This is a genomic window from Humidesulfovibrio mexicanus, assembly GCF_900188225.1.
GTDB lineage: Bacteria > Desulfobacterota > Desulfovibrionia > Desulfovibrionales > Desulfovibrionaceae > Humidesulfovibrio > Humidesulfovibrio mexicanus.
In genome coordinates this window covers 113,854-129,760 of sequence record NZ_FZOC01000008.1, presented here as the reverse complement: position 1 = coordinate 129,760, position 15,907 = coordinate 113,854, and the positions used below count along the sequence as shown (strand labels likewise).

At 67.9% G+C, this 15,907-nt stretch carries 16 protein-coding genes; 6 read left to right on the top strand and 10 right to left on the bottom strand.

Annotated elements, in window-relative coordinates; genetic code table 11:
* Positions 1-133 precede the first annotated feature (133 nt).
* The 8 genes from CHB73_RS14800 to CHB73_RS14760 all read right to left on the bottom strand — a co-directional run bounded on the left by CHB73_RS14800 (position 134) and on the right by CHB73_RS14760 (position 6,236).
* Complete coding sequence (locus CHB73_RS14800; RefSeq protein ID WP_089275379.1) at positions 134-496, bottom strand: hypothetical protein; 363 nt, start codon at positions 494-496, stop codon at positions 134-136.
* A gap of 14 nt (positions 497-510) precedes the next feature.
* On the bottom strand, positions 511-888 hold the full coding sequence (locus CHB73_RS14795) for a NifB/NifX family molybdenum-iron cluster-binding protein (protein WP_089275378.1): 378 nt from the start codon (positions 886-888) through the stop codon (positions 511-513).
* An 11-nt stretch (positions 889-899) separates the two neighbouring features.
* Positions 900-1,817 (bottom strand): ATP-binding protein, encoded by a 918-nt coding sequence (locus CHB73_RS14790; RefSeq protein WP_089275377.1) that lies wholly within the window; start codon positions 1,815-1,817, stop codon positions 900-902.
* Positions 1,810-2,715: a nucleotide-binding protein gene (locus tag CHB73_RS14785; protein ID WP_089275376.1), complete on the bottom strand. Its 906-nt coding sequence runs from the start codon at positions 2,713-2,715 to the stop codon at positions 1,810-1,812. The genes CHB73_RS14790 and CHB73_RS14785 overlap by 8 nt, the downstream gene beginning before the upstream one ends.
* Complete coding sequence (locus CHB73_RS14780) at positions 2,712-3,107, bottom strand: NifB/NifX family molybdenum-iron cluster-binding protein (protein WP_089275375.1); 396 nt, start codon at positions 3,105-3,107, stop codon at positions 2,712-2,714. Before CHB73_RS14780 ends, CHB73_RS14785 begins: the two co-directional genes overlap by 4 nt.
* A gap of 295 nt (positions 3,108-3,402) precedes the next feature.
* Complete coding sequence (locus CHB73_RS14770) at positions 3,403-4,260, bottom strand: Mrp/NBP35 family ATP-binding protein (RefSeq protein ID WP_089275374.1); 858 nt, start codon at positions 4,258-4,260, stop codon at positions 3,403-3,405.
* Positions 4,253-4,684: a hypothetical protein gene (locus tag CHB73_RS14765; protein ID WP_089275373.1), complete on the bottom strand. Its 432-nt coding sequence runs from the start codon at positions 4,682-4,684 to the stop codon at positions 4,253-4,255. Before CHB73_RS14765 ends, CHB73_RS14770 begins: the two co-directional genes overlap by 8 nt.
* Before the next feature lie 184 nt (positions 4,685-4,868).
* A complete protein-coding gene (locus CHB73_RS14760) occupies positions 4,869-6,236 on the bottom strand; it encodes a sigma-54 interaction domain-containing protein (protein ID WP_089275372.1) in 1,368 nt (455 codons plus the stop codon).
* Positions 6,237-6,427: 191 nt separating this feature from the next.
* Here CHB73_RS14760 and CHB73_RS17015 point away from each other — a divergent pair, with 191 nt between their 5' ends.
* Together CHB73_RS17015 and CHB73_RS14755 are read left to right on the top strand one after the other, a co-directional pair.
* Entirely contained in the window at positions 6,428-6,679 is a 252-nt protein-coding gene (locus tag CHB73_RS17015) for a DUF5320 family protein (RefSeq protein ID WP_143337411.1), read from the top strand.
* A gap of 219 nt (positions 6,680-6,898) precedes the next feature.
* Positions 6,899-8,605, top strand: a complete 1,707-nt coding sequence (locus tag CHB73_RS14755; RefSeq protein ID WP_089275371.1) for an FAD-dependent oxidoreductase — start codon at positions 6,899-6,901, stop codon at positions 8,603-8,605.
* A gap of 608 nt (positions 8,606-9,213) precedes the next feature.
* Here CHB73_RS14755 and CHB73_RS14750 read toward each other — a convergent pair.
* On the bottom strand, positions 9,214-10,413 hold the full coding sequence (locus tag CHB73_RS14750) for a pyridoxal phosphate-dependent aminotransferase (protein ID WP_089275370.1): 1,200 nt from the start codon (positions 10,411-10,413) through the stop codon (positions 9,214-9,216).
* Between the two features lie 102 nt (positions 10,414-10,515).
* Between CHB73_RS14750 and CHB73_RS14745 the strand changes: the two genes are divergently transcribed.
* Positions 10,516-10,872, top strand: coding sequence for a type II toxin-antitoxin system PemK/MazF family toxin (locus CHB73_RS14745; protein WP_089275369.1), 357 nt, complete (start codon positions 10,516-10,518; stop codon positions 10,870-10,872).
* 69 nt (positions 10,873-10,941) lie between these two features.
* Here CHB73_RS14745 and CHB73_RS14740 read toward each other — a convergent pair whose 3' ends face one another.
* Positions 10,942-11,292, bottom strand: coding sequence for a hypothetical protein (locus CHB73_RS14740; protein ID WP_089275368.1), 351 nt, complete (start codon positions 11,290-11,292; stop codon positions 10,942-10,944).
* Positions 11,293-11,504: 212 nt separating this feature from the next.
* Here CHB73_RS14740 and CHB73_RS14735 point away from each other — a divergent pair, with 212 nt between their 5' ends.
* From CHB73_RS14735 to rnr, 3 genes are all read left to right on the top strand, one after another.
* Positions 11,505-12,215 (top strand): Bax inhibitor-1/YccA family protein, encoded by a 711-nt coding sequence (locus CHB73_RS14735; protein WP_089275367.1) that lies wholly within the window; start codon positions 11,505-11,507, stop codon positions 12,213-12,215.
* A gap of 52 nt (positions 12,216-12,267) precedes the next feature.
* On the top strand, positions 12,268-13,377 hold the full coding sequence (gene lpxK / locus CHB73_RS14730; RefSeq protein ID WP_089275366.1) for a tetraacyldisaccharide 4'-kinase: 1,110 nt from the start codon (positions 12,268-12,270) through the stop codon (positions 13,375-13,377).
* 93 nt (positions 13,378-13,470) lie between these two features.
* On the top strand, positions 13,471-15,906 hold the full coding sequence (rnr, locus tag CHB73_RS14725; RefSeq protein ID WP_089275365.1) for a ribonuclease R: 2,436 nt from the start codon (positions 13,471-13,473) through the stop codon (positions 15,904-15,906).
* Position 15,907 lies beyond the last annotated feature (1 nt).

Sequence of the window (15,907 nt, the reverse complement as noted above, 5' to 3'; positions counted from 1 at the left end):
GGGCTTAGGACCAATCGTCGCCCCGCATGAACAGGCCTGCGCCCGGCCGCCAAACCGCTGCGCAGGGATTCCGGGGGGCGCTTTCGCCCCCCGGCGGAGTTTCCAGGGGCAGCGCCCTGGGCCTCCATTCCCGCTACAGGAAACGCCTGAACACCTGCGCCAGGGCCACGCCATCGGCGGCCCCGGGAGTGACGGGGATCGGGGCGAGGATGCCGAGGCCCTCGCTGGCCTCGTGGAAGTCATCCGCGCCAAGGGGGCTGACCACGGCCATGTTGACCATGGCGTTGACCATAAGTACAGCCTTGGACAGTTCCAGGGGATCGCCCTCGGCAAGCCCCTGGTCGATGATCAGGAACTGGTGAGCCTTGCCTTTGAGCCGCGCCAGGGCTTCCTCCCAGGTGGCAAGGGCCTCCACGGGCAGGTTCGACGCCTCACCAAGCGCCCGGGAAAACTCCGCCAACTGCGCTCCGCGCGGGGTCACAAGCAGGATGGACATGATCCCTCCCCGGCCTATTGCCCGCCGCCGCAGGTGAATTCCGTGGTGAAGGCGGGAAGCTGCCCCTGCAGAAAGGCGGTGACGGCATGGCCCACGGTTGGCGCGCCCGCGCCGAAGTACACCTGCACGCCCACCTGCTGGAAGCCCATAAGCGGACGCATTCCCATGCCGCCGGCGATGAGCACGTTGACGCCGTTTCCGGCCAGGTGGTTCACCGGGGCCATGCAGCCCCCCTGCTGGTGGGGCACGCACGGCAGGGTGCGCACGTTCTGCACCTTGCCGTCCTGCGCCTCCACGATGGTGTACACGTCGCAATGGCCGAAGTGCTGTCCCACTCCGGCCTCCAGTCCGCCGGGCATTTCAGAGGGGATGGCGATGACAATGGTCTCCATGGCTGTTGCTCCTATTTCGCTTGCATGGTTGGGATGATGGTTTTGGGACGGTACGCGGCCACGGAAGCAAGACGCTCCCACACGCCGCGCAGGGCATCGGCAAAGGGGCTTTGCGGCAGCTCGGTGACCGCCTTGCCCTGAACCATGGCCCGCACCACGATCTCGTCGTGGGGCAGGCGGCCAAGCACCGCAATGCCGCGCTCGCGGCACTGCCGCTCCAGCTCGTCGGTGTTGGCCTCGTTCAAGTCATACTTGTTCACCACCACAGCGACCGGAATGCGGAAGTGCGCGCAGAGGTCGGCCACGCGCAACAGGTCGTGCAGGCCGGACGGCGTGGGTTCGGTGACGATGACGGCCTGGCTCGCCCCGGAAAGCGAAGCGATGACCGGGCAGCCGATGCCGGGCGCGCCATCGCAGAGGATGGTCTCCACGCCTTGGGCTTCGCAGCGTTCGCGGGCTTCGGTCTTGAGCAGGGCCACCAGCCGTCCGGAGTTCTCCGACCCCGGGAACAGCTGGGCGTGGACCATGGGGCCGAAGCGCATGGACGACGACCACCACTGCCCGCAGTGGCGCGGCTCAAAACGCACCGCCCCGGCAGGGCAGAATTGCACGCAGACCTTGCAGCCCTCGCAGCGCATGGGATCCACGCTGCACGCACGCGGCCCCTGCACAATGGCCCCGAAACGGCACAGCCCTGCGCACAGGCCGCAGTTGACGCACAATTCGGGGTCGATGACGGCCTCGAAACCGCTGACGAATTCATGCTCCTCGGCACGATCCGGCTCCAGCAGCAAGTGCAGGTCCGGGGCGTCCACATCCAGGTCGCAGAGCATCACCGGGCCGTCTTGCGAGGCCAGGTGGGCCAGGGCGGCCGTAACGCTGGTTTTTCCCGTGCCGCCCTTGCCGCTGATGACGACGATCTCACGCATGGGACGCCTCCTTCCCGGCGGCCAGGCCGGAGGTTGAGGCGGCGGCCGCGTCCTTCATGCGCGCCATGAGCGCCAGAAACACGGCGCGCAGTTGCGGCAGGGCACGGGCCGCCACCTCGCCGCGCGAGTAGGCTTCCGCCACTGCGCGGCTGAAGGGAATCTCCGCCCACACGGGCACGCCTTCGTCAGCGCAGTAGCGCTGCACCCGGTCGTCTCCCGCGCCGGCCCGGTTCACCACCACGCCCATGGGCTTGCCCATGGGGCGGAAGGCGTCCACGGCCAGGCGCAGGTCGTGCAGACCAAAAGGCGTCGGCTCGGTGACGAGCACGATACAGTGCGCGTCCATGACAGCGTTCACGGCGGGACAGCTCACGCCCGGCGGGGCGTCAAGCAGGGCGTCGCGGCTGTCTCCGGGCTTGGGCAGCAGGGCCTTGACCTGCCGCATGAGCGGCGGGCTCATGGCCTCGCCCACGCGCAGGCGGCCCATAAGGAAACCGCCGCGCCGCCCCGAATCGGCGTCGAAGAAACCGGTAAGCACCCGGCCCAGCTCGCGCCCGGCGGGGGACAAGGCCCCCTCCGGACACAGAGCCAGGCATCCCCCGCAACCGTGGCACATCTCCGGGAAGATGAGCAGCTTCTTGCCCATGACCGAAAGCGCCTTGAACTGGCAGAACTCCGCGCATTGTCCGCAAAGGGTGCAGCGCTCGGGGTCCACCTCCGGCACTTCCAGCATGGCGGGCGCATCGCCCGTAAGGGCCGGGTGCAGGAACAGGTGCAGATTGGGCTCCTCCACGTCCAGGTCCGCGGCCACAAGCGGCCGGTCCCAGATGGCGGCAAGGGAGGCCGTCACCGTGGTCTTGCCCGTCCCTCCCTTGCCGGAGGCAACGGCGTAGATCACCGCCCGCCTCCCATCCCCGGCTTGTTGCCGCCGGAGGCGGCGTTGGGCGCATCGGCTGCGGAAAGCTGGCCGGTCTTGTACTTCTCCACGGCCTGCCCCACGGTCATGCCCTCGACATTCTGGATGACGGCGATGCCTGCGGCGGACAGGGCCTGAAACGCCTTGGGGCCGACTGATCCGGTGAGCACAACGCTCGCCCCGGTCTTGGCCACGTTCTCGGCCGCCTGGATGCCCGCGCCCTGGGCCATGGACTGGGAGCCGCCATTGTCGATGTAGCTGTGCTGGCCGGTGGCGATATCCACCACCACGAAGCCGGCGGCCCGGCCGAAGCGCGGATCCACCAGATCGGTAAGGGCCGGTCCTTCGCTGGTCACGGCGATGATGCCTGTCATGTTCGCTCCTGGTGTTGTCTGGTTCACGGGCGCATTCTGCGCAATGGTCGCGCGCGCCCCAACAGTTTGTCCCGTGGCCATGCCACGGCCTCCGCCGCCCATGCCACGGCCGCAACCGCCCATGCCACGGCCTCCGCCGCCCATGCCACGGCCTCCGCCGCCCATGCCGCGGCCTCCGCCGCCGCCCATACCAGCGCCTATGGGGCCTGATCCTGTCGGTCCTGTTCCGTCTCCTCGTGGCATGGCCGTTCTCCTTTTTTAAAAGTATAGGCCCGAAACGTCTTCCCTGTCCCGGCTAGATTTTCCCTTCCTGGCGGGCCAGCCCGGCCGAATACAGCCGCACACGCTCCACCACATCGGCAAAGGCCTTGCGCACGGCATGGTCCTGCGGCAGGTCTGCCAGGGTGCCGCCGCTCTCGCCGGAGGCCATGACCTCCTGCGCCAGGGGGATGCGCCCCAAAAACGGCACGCCAGCCTCGGCGGCCAAAGCCTCGCCCCCGCCAGCGCCGAACACCTCGCATACGGCGCCGCAATCCGGGCAGGTGAAGCCGCTCATGTTCTCGATGACGCCCAGCATGGGATTGCCCATGGTGCGGCAAAAGCCCACGGAGCGGCGCACGTCGTCCAGGGCCACGGCCTGCGGCGTGGTCACGATGACCGCGGCGGCGTCCTGCCCCATGAGCTGCAGCACGGAAAGCGGTTCGTCGCCGGTTCCGGGGGGGCAATCAACAATGAGATAGTCCAGGTCGCCCCACTCCACGTCCTGCAAAAACTGCCGGATGACTCCGGCCTTGGCCGGACCGCGCCAGATGGTGGCCGCGTATTTGTCCTCCAGCAAAAAGCCCAGGGACATGACCGACAGGGTGTCGCTGAAGGGAACCGGGATCATGGCCTGCCCCTCCATGCCCAGGGTCTTGCCGGTAAGGTGCAGCAGGCGCGGAATGCTCGGGCCGTGCACGTCCACATCCAGCAGTCCCACCTTGGCCCCGGTGGCGGCAAGCGCCACGGCCAAATTGGCGGAAACCGTGCTTTTTCCCACGCCGCCTTTTCCGGACAGCACCGCGATCTTCTGGCGAATGCGCGTCATACGCCCTTTGAGCCGGGCATCCTCGGCCTTTTTGCGGGCGTCTTCGGCCAAATCCTTGTCACTCATCGCTCAGCTCCTTCTGATGTATCCTGCGGGGCCGCGGCGCGCGCACCCGGCCTCGACAATTCGCCCGCCGGGGCTGGCAGTGCCCCGCGCAGCAGCCTGGCAGGCGCAGGGCGTCCAGTCCCTGCACCCCACGCGTCGCCCACACGCGGGCCACGTCCTCGGCCACTCCGCCAATCCAGGCGGCCACGGCCACGCCGGACTGCCTGAGCGCCGCCTGGGCGCAACCGTTCACGCCGCCGCAGATCAACAAGTCCACCTTGGCCGCGGCCAAAAGATCGATAAGCGCCAGCACGCCGTTTTGCGGGGCCGGGGTCACGCCGCAGGGAACCAGCTCCGCGCCGTCCTTGCGGTACAGGCGCAGTTCCGTTGCGGTCTCAAGCAGCGTCGCCACGCGATCCGCGTAACAGGCCAGACACACGAGCATCGTTTCCTCCATTTGCTCTGGCTGGCGACCGTGGGGCCGCCTGCCGCGCTGTCTCTGGCATCCTTCGTGCCGCAATCCATAAAATCTATCATAACAGCAAGCTACACGACACAGGCGCGCAGTGCGCCTCAACTTGGGCGCAAAACGCGCCCGGTGGCGTTCCCCATGCGCGGCAATGGCCGCATCAGGCGCCCTGCTCGCCAGACGGTGTACGCACAATGCGCCTCAGGGTGTCCTTGGAAATCTTAAGCTCGCGGCAGGCGGCCATGACGCGTCCGCCGTGCCGGGCCAAGGCCTGCTCCACGGCCTGGCGCTTGATGTCCGCCAACGGGCCGCCGACAAACGCCGAAAGCGCCGTATGAATCTGCGCGTCCTGGGCGGAAGCTGCGCCCTCGGCCGGACGCGCCAGCTTGTCCGGCAGGTGCTCCCTCTGAATGAGCCCGCCAGGGCACAGGATGAAGGCGTACTCGATGATGTTCTCCAGCTCGCGCACGTTGCCGGGAAACGGATGCCGCATGAGCAGGCGCAGCACCTCGTCCGAAAGCCCCGCGACCTCCTTGCCGGTGAGGGCGTTCTGCCGGGAGATGAAGTGCTGAGCCAAAAGCGGCACGTCCTCGGGCCGTTCGCGCAGGGGGGGCAGGGCCAGGCGCACCACGTTGAGGCGGTAGAACAAATCGCTGCGGAAGGTCTGCCGGGCCACCATGTCCTCCAGGTCGCGGTTGGTGGCGGCGATGACCCGCACGTCCACGGGCTGCCCCTTCACCGCGCCAAGCGGCTCCACGATCTTTTCCTGCAGCGCGCGCAGTATTTTAACCTGCAGCGGCAGAGGCATGTCGCCAATCTCGTCAAGGAAGAGGGTGCCGCCGTCCGCGGCCTGGAAACGGCCGGGCTTGTCGCGCTTGGCGTCGGTGAAGGCCCCGGCCTTGTGGCCGAACAATTCGCTTTCCAGCAGGTTTTCGGGCAGGGCCCCGCAGTTCACGGCCACAAAGGGCTTGCCCGCGCGGGCGCTCAGGTTGTGAATGGCCCGCGCCACCAGTTCCTTGCCCGTGCCGGATTCGCCCAGCACAAGCACAGTGGCCCCGCTGCCGGCTATCTGCGGCAAAATGCCCAGAATGCGCTGGAAGGCCGGGCTCCGGCTCACAATGTCCTCCACGCGGTAGAGGCCGTCGAGCTTCTTCTGCATGAGCCGCAAGGCCGAAAGATCGCGGAAGCTCTCCACGCCGCCCACGATCCTGCCCTTGCGGTCGCGCAGCGGGGCCGCGCTGATGCTGATGGGCACCTTTGTGCCGTCGGGACGCACAAAGAAAATGGAGCGGTTGCCCCGGCTCTCGCCATCGGCAAGCGCGGCCTTGAGGGAGCAGGAACCGTCGCAGATGCTGGAGCGGAACACCTCCCAGCACTTGCGGCCCAAAGCCTCGGCCCTGGACACCTTGGTGATGGCGCTGGCCGCGCGATTGAAGAAGGTGATGTTCCAGTCCAGGTCCACGGTGAACACGCCGTCGGCCAAGCTGTCCATGATGTACTCGCAGGAAATGTCCTTCAGGAAGCTCATGCATCGCTCCGGGGTCGCCTGGGCGTGTTATGCGCCCGGCGCAACAATATGGGCACAATTTGCGCCCAAGAACGAGAGAACATTGTCCGATGGTCTTGTCAAGCCCTCAAAAAGATATCATGATTCCATCGCGGCACGCCTTGTGCTCCTCCTTATGGCAAACGGCCGCAAAGTCGGCCAAGGAGGAACACATGCCGAACAGAGACGGCACCGGCCCCATGGGCCAAGGAGCACGGACAGGCAGAGGGCTCGGCCCCTGCGGGGGTGGAATGGGCTACGGACGCCAGGACCAGGGCCAGGGCAACGGTCCGGGCCAGGGCTACGGTCCAGGCCAGGGATTCGCTCCGGGTCAAGGCTACGGGCCGGGGTACGGCGCGGGCCAGGGCTTCGGAAGGGGACGCGGCGGACGCGGCCGGGGAGCCTGCAGCTGGCGTTGGCGCTAGCCCACTGAAACGCGAGGGCGCAGGTGCCCGCAGGCCCCACGACGGGCCGCGCCTGCGCCCGATGCGCCGTCTGGCGGCAGGGTGCGCAGCCATGCCCGAGGACCCTTGAGGTCCCCGGGCCATAGGTTATGGCGAAATCATATTTCCGCGCCGGGGGCCGGGCTCCCAGAAGGGCGCGAGCTGATTCCTCCCGCACCCTGTAACGTAAAGGAAGCACCCATGGCCCAGCATGTCGTCGTCATCGGCGCGGTGGCCCTTGGCCCAAAGGCCGCCGCGCGTTTCAAACGTCTGGAGCCCGACAGCCGCGTCACCCTGGTGGACCGCGACGCCCTCTTCTCCTACGGAGGGTGCGGCATTCCGTTTTATGTTTCCGGCGAGGTGCCCGATGTGGACGCGCTGCGCAAAACCGCCTTCCACATGGTCCGCGACGAAGAGTTCTTCCGCAAGACCAAGGGGGTGGACGTACGCGCGCGGACCGAGGCCGTAGCCATCGACCGCGCGGCAAAAACCGTGACCCTGCGCCACCTGCCCAGCAAAGCCGAAGAGGTGCTCCCCTACGACAAGCTGGTTCTGGGCACGGGCAGCAGCCCCATCGTCCTGCCCATTCCCGGCGCAAATCTGCCCGGCGTGTTCACCGTCAACAACCTGGGCGCCGCCCAAAGCATCCGCGAACTGGCCGCCTCCGGCAAGGTGGGCAGCGCGGTGGTGGTGGGCGCGGGCTTCATCGGCCTGGAAATGGCCGTGTCCCTTTCCGACCTCTGGGGCATCCAGACCACGGTCATCGAGTTCCGCGACCAACTGCTGCCCGGGGTCAGCGGCCCCAACATCGCGCGCATGGCCATGCACCACATGCGCGAAAAAGGCGTCGAATTCCGCCTGGCCGAACAGGTGCAAGGCTTTGAGGCCGGGGCAGACGGCCGCGTGGCGCGCGTGGTCACCAACGCGGGCGCCGTGGACGCCGACCTCGTCATCATGGCCGTGGGCGTGCGCCCCAACGACGAGCTCGCCCGCGCCTGCGGCCTGGACGTGCACGAACGCGGCGGCATCATCGTGGACAAGACCATGCGCACCTCCGATCCGGACATCTTCGCCGGAGGCGACTGCGTGGTGCTTGAACACGCGGTCTCCAAGGGCGCCACCTACCTGCCCATGGGCTCCATGGCCAACCGGCAGGGCCGCGTCATCGGCACCAACCTGGCGGGCGGCCACGCCACCTTCCCGCCCGTCGTCGGCTCCTGGTGCGTCAAGCTTTTCGACCTGGCGGCCGCAGGCGCGGGCCTTACCCTCGCCGCAGCCCAAAACGCCGGCTTCGACGCCCTTTGCGTCCACGCCGGGCTGGTGGACCGCGCGCACTTCTACCCCGAAAAAGGGCTTATGAGCCTGGACCTGGTGGTGGAGCGCGGCAGCGGCCGCGTGCTGGGAATGCAGGGGCTGGCCGTCAACGGCGACGCGCTGGTGGGCAAGGTGGACGTGGTGGCCGCGCTGCTGCCCTCCGCGCCCACGGCCTTCGACCTGGGCAACGTGGAGATGGCCTACTCGCCGCCCTTCTCCGCCGCGCTGGACATCCTGAACGTGCTGGGCAACGCCGCCGACAACATCCTCACCGGCCGGAACGCGGGCATCCACGTGGACGAATTCGCGGCCCTGCTGCACGACGGCACGGACCGCATCGTCTTGGACTGCCGCGAGGCCAAGGGCACCGAAGCCCTGGTGGAGAAGTACCCCGGCATATGGATCAACATCCCGCAGGGCGACCTGGCGGAACACCTGGGCGCATTGCCCCGCGACAAGCAGATCGTCCTCATCTGCAGCACCGGCGCGCGCTCCTACGAGGCCTTCATCACCCTGGCGCACAACGGCTTCGAGAACATCGTCAGCGTCGAAGGCGGCATAACCGCCGTCACCGCTGCGGGCTTGGACGTGTAGACGCCAGGTATCCCCCTACTCCGGGGTTCCAAGGGGCCGGGAAGGCCCCTTGGCCGCCGGAGGCATCAACCGGCGCGACACGGTGCCGAGAATTGCTCCGCAGTCCAGGGGCTCCGCGCCCCTGGACCCGCGAAAAGGAAAATGGGGCAGCGCTTCAACGCCTCCCCCCACTCCGGGGTTCCAAGGGGCCGGGAAGGCCCCTTGGCCGCCGGAGGCATCAACCGGCGCGACACGGTGCCGAGAATTGCTCCGCAGTCCAGGGGCTCCGCGCCCCTGGACCCGCGAAAAAGGAAAATGGGGCGGGGTTTTACGGCCTCCCCCACTCCGGGGTTCCAAGGGGCCGGGAAGGCCCCTTGGCCGCCGGAGGCATGAACGGGCACGACACGGTGCCGAGAATTGCTCCGCAGGCCAGGGGCTCCGCGCCCCTGCACCCGCGAAAAAGGAAAATGGGGCAACGCTTCAACGCCTCCCCACTCCGGGGTTCCAAGGGGCCGGGGAGGCCCCTTGGCCGCCGGAGGCATGAACGGGCACGACACGGTGCCAACAAAGATGCCCACGCCAGTCCTGAAGGATCGACGCGGGCTTTTTTTGTGTGCGGAAACAGGGAGCTACTTGGACGCTTTGGCCTTTTCCATAGCGCGCTTGAAGCCGTCCGCCGAGCGTTCGATGACAGCCTCGTCCACGCAGAAGGCCAGGCGGAAGTGCCCGGGGCAGCCGAAGCCCTTGCCCGGCACGGCCAGAATGCGCTCCTCCACCAGCAGACTCACGAAGGCCACGTCATCGCCGCCGGGAGCCTGGGGGAAGAAGTAGAACGCCCCGCGCGGCATGGGGTAGGCATACCCGGCCGCGTCCAGCACGCGCTTCATGGCATCGCGCCTGCGGGCGTAGATGGCGGCATCCACCTGGGAGCCCAAGGCCTTGGCGAGCAGCTTCTGGGCCAGGGCCGGAGCGTTGACGAAACCCAGGATGCGGTTGGCCAGAATGATGCCCGCCACCAGTTCCGCATGGCCCGGCATAGCCGGGTTCACCAGGGCGTAGCCCACGCGCGCGCCCGCCAGCGACAGATTTTTGGAGAAGGAGCTCACCACCACCGTGTACGGGTACAGGGGCAGAAGCGAGGGCACCTCGGCCCCGTCAAAGGCCAGAAAGCGGTACGGCTCGTCCGCCAGCAGGAAGATGGGGCGCTGGCGGCCCTGGTTCTTGCGTTCCAGCATGGCGGCCAGTTCCTTCAAGGTCTCGCGCGGGTAGATGACGCCCGTGGGGTTGTTGGGCGAGTTGATGAGCAGCACGCGGGTCTTGTCGGTGATGGCGGCCTCCAGCGCGGCCACGTCCAGGTCGAAGGTTCCGGGCTTGGCTGGCGCGGTCTTGAGCGTGCCGCCGTGGTTCTCCACGTAGAAACCGTACTCCACGAAGTAGGGCGAGGGACACAGCACCTCGTCGCCGGGCTCGATGACCGCGCGGTAGAAGGCGTTGATGGCCCCGGCCGCGCCGCAGGTGATGACGAGGCACTCGGCGGGCACGTCCTGGCCCTGCTCGCGAGAGACTTCCTTGGCCAGGGCCTCGCGCACGTGGGGGTAGCCGAAGTTGGGCATGTAGCCGAAGGCGAAGGGCTGGCCGGCCTCGTCGGCGATGTCGCGCAGGCCTTGGCCGATGCAGGCGGGGGGCGGCAAATCCGGGTTGCCCAGGCTGAAGTCGCACACCTGGTCCTCGCCATACTGTTTTTTGAGCTCGATGCCCGCCTCGAACATGCGGCGGATCCACGACGAGCGGTCCATGTAGGATTTAACCTGGGATGAAAGGATCTGCATGAGGGGTCTCCTTGGGGGTTGCACAAAGCCCGACCTGGCAGGCTTGCAATCATACCGCTTTTTTCATATCTATAATCAATAAATGCATACAGGAGGAACTATATGGCAATCCACCGTGGCGAAATCTATGAAGTCGACCTTTCCGGAGCCGTGGGAAACGAAAAGGCGAACGGGAAACTCGGCTCGCGGCCCTGCGTCATCGTCCAGAACGACGTCGGCAACGCGAAATCCCCCCTGACCATCGTGGTCCCCCTCACGGATGCGGCGCAGTACAAGAAGCTGCCCGTCCAGGTGCTGGTGACCACAAGCGACGGCGTGCTCAAGGACAGCGTGGTGGAATGCGGGCACATCCGCACCGTCGATGTCGCGAAACGCGTGGGCAAGCTGCTGGGGAAGCTTTCCACCACCGCCATGAAGTCCGTGGACAAGGCTCTCAAAGTCTCATTGGCACTGTCCTAGCCAGCGTTTCGCGCAAGCCTAGCCCAAGGGCCCTGGAAAGCAAAGGGGCGGCTGGCCGCCCCGCCGCCCCTACTCCTCCAGCCGCTCGGCGGGCCAGGTGAGCAGAAAGATTTTTTTAAGCCCCAGCTCCTTTTTCAGGTAGCCGCCGATCTCCCTGGACAGGTTCTTCGGTGCGGACACGGTGTAGCTCAAATTCTCCGGGGCGTAGCCCGCGCCGAAGCTGGCGGAGTCGCCGCCGGTGCTGCGCGACACGGTGTAGCCCCCGGCGTTTTTGACCAGGAACGCGTTGAAGTCGTGCAGCTGTTCCGAGGGCAGGGCTGCGGGCACCACGACGAAATGCACCGTGGCCTTGGCCGCCAGGGCGGACCCGGCCATCAGCAGCACCAGGGCAAGAGACAGGGCAAGACGCGTAAGCTTCATGGGTCGTTTCCTCCATCGCAGGATATTGGCGTTGGCGCGCGCCAAGCGCATACCATCGAGATTACCCCAGCGACGCGCCCTTGCCAAGGCGCTGCGGGCAGCCAGCCAGGGGGTCCCCTTGCCAAAGCCTTGCCCAACGCTTATCTTGACCGGAATATGCGGACTTTCCGCAAACGCACCCTAGCCCGCATTCCTGCAAGGAGGATCGGCACATGGCTCAATATCCCAGCTATCCCGGCGCCCGCACCGTGGGCCGCGCCGAAACCGTCAACGCCTTCATGCGCGGCGTGTACGGCTGGATGTCCCTCGGCCTCATGCTCACCGCGGGGGTGGCCTGGTTCACCGCCGCCAGCCCCCTGGGCCTGACCATCATGCAGAGCCCGGTGCTGCTCATCGGGCTGGTCATCGCCCAGTTCGGACTGGTCATCGCCCTGTCCGCAGCCATCCACAAACTCTCGGGCTCCGCGGCCAGCCTCATGTTCGCAGGCTACAGCGCGCTTACCGGGCTCACCCTGTCGTCCATCTTCTACGTGTACAGCGGGGCCAGCATCTTCCAGGCCTTCGTGGTCACGGCGGGCATGTTCGGCGCCACCAGCGTATATGGCATGGTCACCAAGCGCGACCTCACCGGCATGGGCAGCTTCATGTTCATGGGCCTCATCGGCATCGTCATCGCCTCGCTGGTGAACATGTTCCTGCAAAGCTCGGCCATGAGCTTCGGCATCTCGGTCATCGGCGTCATCGTGTTCACGGGCCTGGCCGCCTACGACACCCAGAAGCTCAAGTACATGGGCGAGACCATGCCGCTGGACGACGGCACCGCCGTGCGCCGGGGCACCATCCTGGGCGCGCTGACGCTGTATCTGGACTTCCTGAACCTCTTCCTGATGCTGCTGCGCCTCTTCGGCTCCAGCCGCGACTAGGCACCCTTCGCGGGGCTGCCCGGACAAACCGGAGCGGCCCCGCATCCTCCTCATGGACATCTCCGAACTGCAACGCCGCCTCGCACCAGCCCTCATTCCCTTTGGCGTGCTCTACGCCCAGGCCATGCGCCTGCGCCGCCGGGCCTTCGAGTCCGGCCGCCTGCACCAGTGGCGTCCCAACTGCCCGGTGGTCAGCGTGGGCAACATCGGCTGGGGCGGCAGCGGCAAAACTCCCATGTGCGGGCACATCCTGCGGCTGGCCACCGCCCGCGGGGAGCGCGCCGTGGTGCTGACGCGCGGGTACGGGGCCAAGCCCCACCGCCTGCCGCTCTTCGTCACCCCCACGGAAAACCCGACCAGCTGCGGCGACGAGCCTTTGCTGCTGGCCCGCAGCCACCCGGACGCCCGCGTGGTGGTGGATCCCGTGCGCAGGCGTTCCGGCCCCTGGGCTTACGAGCGCTTCGACCCGGATTTCGTGCTCCTGGACGACGGCTTCCAGCATCTGCCCGTGGCCCGCGACCTGGACCTTGTGCTCCTGACGCCCCACGACCTGGGCCAGGGTTGGGACCGCGTGTGCCCGGCCGGAACCTGGCGCGAGGGGGCAAGCGCCCTTTCCCGCGCAGGGGCCTTCTGCGTCAAGGTCGGGCCATCCTGCACTCTAAACGGCGAAACAGGCGGCGACGACATTGCGGCGGCCATCCGCCGCAGGCTCGCGCCCCTTGGGCGGCCCGTGTACACCTTTTTCCTCCGGCCCGGCGGGCTCAAGCGGCTGGACGGCAAGGCCCGCGCGGCGGACCTGGGCGGCGAGCGCTACGTGCTGGCCACCGGCATCGCCGATCCGGCCCAGGCCGCGGCTACGGCCCAGGCCCTGCTGGGAAGCCCCCCGGCGCTGCTTATCCCCTTCGCCGACCACCATGCCTTCACGGCCAAGGACGTGACGGACATTTTGGCCAAGGCGGCGGGCGCACAGGTGCTGGTCACGGCCAAGGACGCCGTGAAGCTGTCCCGCCTGTCCGAGGCAGGGGCATTCTGGGCCCTGCGCACAAAGCTCGAATGGGGTCCGGCGCACGGCGCCCCGCAGCCCTTCGACCAGTGGTTCACGGCCGAACTCGATGCCCTGGCGGAGCGCTACCGTCCGCTGGCCGCCAGTGAGCACCTCTAGGTTTTGTCCCTCCGCGCCGGAGTCCTTCTCCCGGCCGCGCGTCAACCATCCGAATTTCCTTTCAACCGCGCGCCTTCGCGCATCGAGACCCTCATGAAACCGAAGAAGAACAGAAACCCCAGCGCCCCGCCGCCCCCGGCGGACCACAAAACCCTGCTCCGGCTGCTGCGCGAATCCAGGCGGCCCCTGGCTCCGGACGACCTCCTGCCCGCCCTGGGCCTGCACCGCCGCAAAAAGGGCGAAGTGGGCGAACTTTTGGACGAACTGGTGGCCCAAGGCAAGCTCATCCGCCTGGGCCGGGCCTACGCGCCCATGGAGCGCGTGAACCTCATCACCGGCACGGTGCAGGTGCAGCGCTCCGGCGTGGCCTTCCTGATCCCGGACGACCCCAGGCGCAAGGACGTGTTCCTGGGCCAGGACACGGCCGGGGCCTGGCATGGCGACAAGGTTGCCGCGGCCATCACCCGCGAGAACGCCCGCAAGAACCACGAGGGCCGCGTGGTGCGCATCATCGAGCGCGGCAAGCGCGTGCTCACCGTGCGCATCATGCGCTCCGCCGGGCCGGGCAGCTTTTTGTGCCGCCCAACGGATCCGCGCCTGGACTTCGCCATCCTCACCCATGGCACGGACCCTGCCCTGGGCCTCGCCAAGGGCGACATCGCCCTGGTGGCCCCGGAGGACCAGGTGGACGCCGCCGTGTGGGAGGGCGTGGTGCTCTCCCGCCTGGGACCGGAGGACGAATCCGCCGTGCAGGAGGCCCTGGTCAAGACCAACCACGGCGTGCCCACCGGCTTTCCGCAGGCCGCCCTGGACGAGGCCGCCCTGCTGCCCGCGGTCCCGGCCGAGGCCGACTTCGCGGGCCGCGAGGACCTGCGCGCCACCCCCTTCGTCACCATCGACGGGGCCACGGCCCGGGACTTCGACGACGCGGTGTTCGTGGAGCGCAAAGGGCGCGGCTACCGCCTGTGGGTGGCCATCGCCGATGTGGCCCACTACGTGCCCCTTGCCTCGGCCCTGGACCGCGAGGCCTACGAGCGCGGCAATTCCTACTACTTTCCGGCCTCGGTGGAGCCCATGTTCCCCCACGCCCTCTCAAACGGGCTATGCAGCCTGAACCCGGACGTGCCGCGCCTTGCCGTGGCCGTGCGCATGGACATGGACGCGCGCGGCCTGCCCGGCGAGGTGCGCGTGATGAACGCGGTCATCAAGAGCCACGCGCGGCTGACCTATGACCTGGCCCGCGACCTGTGCGTGGACAAGACGCCCCAGGCGCGCGCGGCCTTTGCCGCCGACAAGGGCCAGTCGGGGCGGGATGTTCTGGCCATGCTGGACCTGGCCGAGGGGCTCGCCCGGCAGATGCGCCAGCGCAGGCTGGAGCGCGGCAGCCTGGACTTCGACCTGCCGGAGGGCGAGGTGCGCTTTGACGAGGCCGGGCGGCCCGTGGCCTTCGAGCCCAGGGAGCGGCACTTCGCGCACCAGCTCATCGAGGAGTTCATGATCGCGGCCAACGAGGCGGTGAGCGAATACCTGGCCGCCCACGCCCTGCCCTGCCTGTACCGCGTGCACGGCGAGCCCGACCGCGAGAAGCTGGAGACCCTGTACACCCTGCTCTCCCGCCTGGATGGCGAGGCCGCGCCCCGGCGCACGCGCGCGGGCAAGTTCTCCAACGAGGACTTCACGCCCGAAGCCATCGGGCGGCTGCTGGCCTCTGTTGCGGGCACGGAGCGCGAATTCCTGGTGCACCGCATGGTGCTGCGCGCCATGAAGCAGGCGCGCTACCAGCCGGACAACGAGGGGCACTTCGGCCTGGCCAGCGAATCTTACGCGCACTTCACCTCGCCCATTCGCCGCTACGCGGACCTGGTGGTGCACCGGCTCATCAAGCACGCTTTGGGCCACCGGCACATGCCCGTGCCGGGCTTCAAGAAGCTCGCGGAGATGGGCCAGCACCTCTCCGGGCGCGAGCGCGTGAGCCAGGAGGCCGAGCGCGAGTGCAACAAGCGCTACGCCTGCATGGTGCTGCGCGGGCAGGAGGGCCGCGTGCTGCGCGGCGTGGTCAGCTCGCTTACGGACTACGGCTTCTGGGTGGAGTTGCCCGAGGTCATGGCCGATGGCTTCATCCGCCTGTCCACCATGTTGGACGACTACTACGGCTACCTCAAGGAGCGCGAGATGCTCCTGGGCCAGCGCACGGGCCGGGTCATCCGGGTGGGCCAGGCGGTCAAGGCCAGGCTCATGGGCGTGCACATGGACCGGCTGGAAATCGATCTGGAGCTGGCCCAGGACAAGGCCCAGGGCGACGCCCAGGGCTCGGAGGACGGGGCCGCCCCGCTCTCGCGCAAGGAGCGCCGGGCCGTGGAGGAATCGCGCCGGGCCGGGCGAGCGCGGGAAAAACGCCTGGCCGCCAAATCCGGCGGGACGAAATCAGGCGGTTCCCGATCCGGAAAGTCAAGGCGTTCGGACAACTCCGCCGCAGCCGGAGCGGCGTCCGCGTCCAGGCGGAGTTCGGGCAAGGCCCGGAAACGCTAGC